Origin of the sequence: Nostoc sp. NMS4 (assembly GCF_017115095.1) — a bacterium.
Taxonomy (GTDB): Bacteria; Cyanobacteriota; Cyanobacteriia; order Cyanobacteriales; family Nostocaceae; genus Nostoc.
The window spans coordinates 1-2629 of the sequence record NZ_JABXKI010000006.1 but is presented as its reverse complement, the minus strand read 5'-3'; the positions used below and the strand labels follow the sequence as shown (position 1 = coordinate 2629).

The window sequence follows — 2629 nt, the reverse complement described above, 5'->3', positions numbered from 1 at the left end:
TTGCCAACATCTGCCGCACGGAGTTAACCGGCTGCACTCCCTGAAAAATCCCCCATACACCATCAAAATGTCCTTCAATGTCGATGGATACCCCAGTTTCAAGACTGGGTGAGGCGATAACTAAATCATACTCGGTGAGAATTTCGTTCAGGTGAGAAATACACCCCATAGCAGCATGAGATGGATCAGCAACAGATTCGCTGTCAATTCGCAGAATCCGTAATTCTGGGTATTTCCGGCGAAAACGTTCCTCCAATGCTTGCGTCCCCCATTTGGACTTAGCCTTTTGAGCAGAGCAACACAATAGATGATGCCCTCCTTTAGAAATCGCTTTGTCCAGTGCGGCGATGAGATTCTTCGGGTTACTGCCAGAATAATTGTAACAGTTGCCAGCTACGTGCCGATAGTTGTTGACGATAACGAATGAATTAACCCGATATTCTCCAGCGAGTGATAAAACATACTTCACATCTGTGTCGGAAACATCGGCACTGGACAAGTAAATCTTTCCTTGACTACTGCCCAAAACATCTTGTACCAGTTGTTTGAGGTTTTTGAGAACGGATACCCGACGCTTTTGCACTTCAGTACCAGAGTTGAGCAAATGCCAGAATACTTGGTCGCATTCATCAATAATAATTACATCATTTGACCAGTCATCGGGATTAAAACGGGCTTGACTTTCCTGATGTAGCGAATCCACACACACCCCGTATCCTAATAATGTGCCTGTTTCATTCGTGCGAACTTCGGTAACATAGTTAACACCAAAGCGATCGCATAACGCCTCACCAAGTTGAATCCGATGGGTGATGATTAACACCCTACGTCCAAGGTCATGCGCCTTCGCCACCTCAGTAGACAGCCATTCGGTTTTACCGGTTCCCTTGGGAGCTTTGAGGATAATCAGTTTTTCACCTTCAGGGACGAGAAGCTGACCCAAGAATCTTTGGTTGAGAGCGATTGACGGCGGGTAAGTCAGCAGAGTAAACAGCTTGATTTCCCATAATTCCAAAGCAACAGCAGTATTATAAAGTGCGTCAAAAGCTTCCCGTCCTTTGGCAACAATAAAATCATCAACCCCTTTCTCTGCACCTAATGGTAAATCAATCACTCGCAGCGAACAACCCTCGTTTACCAGCAGCCGTCCCATGCGACTGATAGCGGTTCTCACCCGTTGAACTGTCTCAGGTTTGTTGTCCTGGTCAAAGCAAATGTTGACCTGTCTGCCCTGTGTTGCAAAATGTTTCAAGTCTGGAATCAGGGATGGTTTACCAATGGCAGTACCGTACTCATCTTGGGGTGTGCGGTATCCGGCGTTTACTCCCGGAATTGCGATCGCTGCATAACCAGCAGTCAGTAATGCCCCCGCTTTTTTGACTCCTTCAACAATTGTCACTGGTACATTGTGCCGCCAAACCCAATGCCAGAAGCCACCAGGGTGTTGCAAATCTTCTTCGGTGATGGGGATGCCGCTACGATTGGAGACTTTCACCCAAATGCGATTCGGCACTAGGAGGAAGAAAGCGCGTGTCTCTTCTCTAAATGGGTGTTCGTACTTGATGAACTTGTGGATCTTCTGGCGGTCACGTCGGGGATGGTCGGGTTTGAAGCAGCCCCACATCATCAGGACGTAGTTTTTGAGCGGGTCAACGCCACTGCACCACCAGCCGCCTAGTTCGATGTGCTGGTATTTCTTCAAGTCTCTGTCTCGTAATCGTCCATCATTGCGACGGGATATTTTGGGACTGTAGAGCAGATATTCGTAAGGTGTTGTGCCGTAGAGCGATTTGACATTTAGATGAAAGATTTCTTCGTCAACTCCACTGCCCCGCCATTCAGTTAAATGTCAGCAATTCTCATTTTGAAATAAATAGAGCATTAACCCCGATTTTAGAATTCAAAATATAGTACAAAATAACTAGTTTTTCAGGGAGCGGCGTAGGCGCAGCCCGCCGTAGGCATCGGTAAAAAACAATTAACCGGGAATAATTAAGTACAACTACTTAGTTTATTGCAATGAATGGGGGAAATCCAGTTCGATAGTTCGGTTTTAATTGAGGAATTCAAGAGAAATAAAAATTTATAATTGTTGTCATCTGAGATAAAATCAATAAGTTAAAAATCCACTAGCGCGTCAAATTACTTCAAGATGGCTCAACAGGCAGCGACCCTAGAAATTTATGAATTAATGCAATTTTTACGGTCATTATTACATGAATTACCTGATGAAAGGAAACCAGGAAATAATACGAAATATCAGGTAGAAGATGCAGTAATGGCAGCATTTTCAATCTTTTTTACTCAGAGCGCGTCTTTTTTAGACCATCAACGATTAATGAAAAGCAATAAAGGAAAAGATAACGCAGAAAGTTTATAATCAACTTGAGAAAATCCCCTCTGATAATCAAATAAGAAATTTATTAGATCCAGTTCCAGCCGCTACTATCTTTATGGCTTTTCAAAAAGTCTATGAATGGTTAAATATAAATGGAGTTTTAAAAAAGTTTCTCTACTTAGATGAAGAAATTTTAATCGCTTTAGATGGCACAGAATACTTTTCATCTAAGAAAATTAATTGCCCTCATTGTAACTATCGTAATCATCGAAATGGAACTACAACCTATTT

1 protein-coding gene and 1 pseudogene are annotated in these 2629 nt (G+C 43.1%); one reads left to right on the top strand and one right to left on the bottom strand.

Annotated elements, in window-relative coordinates:
• Positions 1–1810: plasmid replication protein, CyRepA1 family (locus tag HWQ37_RS00100; protein WP_292742512.1), on the bottom strand; the 1810-nt coding region annotated here is incomplete at its 3' end.
• Positions 1811–2152: 342 nt separating this feature from the next.
• Here HWQ37_RS00100 and HWQ37_RS00095 point away from each other — a divergent pair.
• Positions 2153–2629: pseudogene (locus tag HWQ37_RS00095) on the top strand (ISNCY family transposase); the annotation flags it as partial.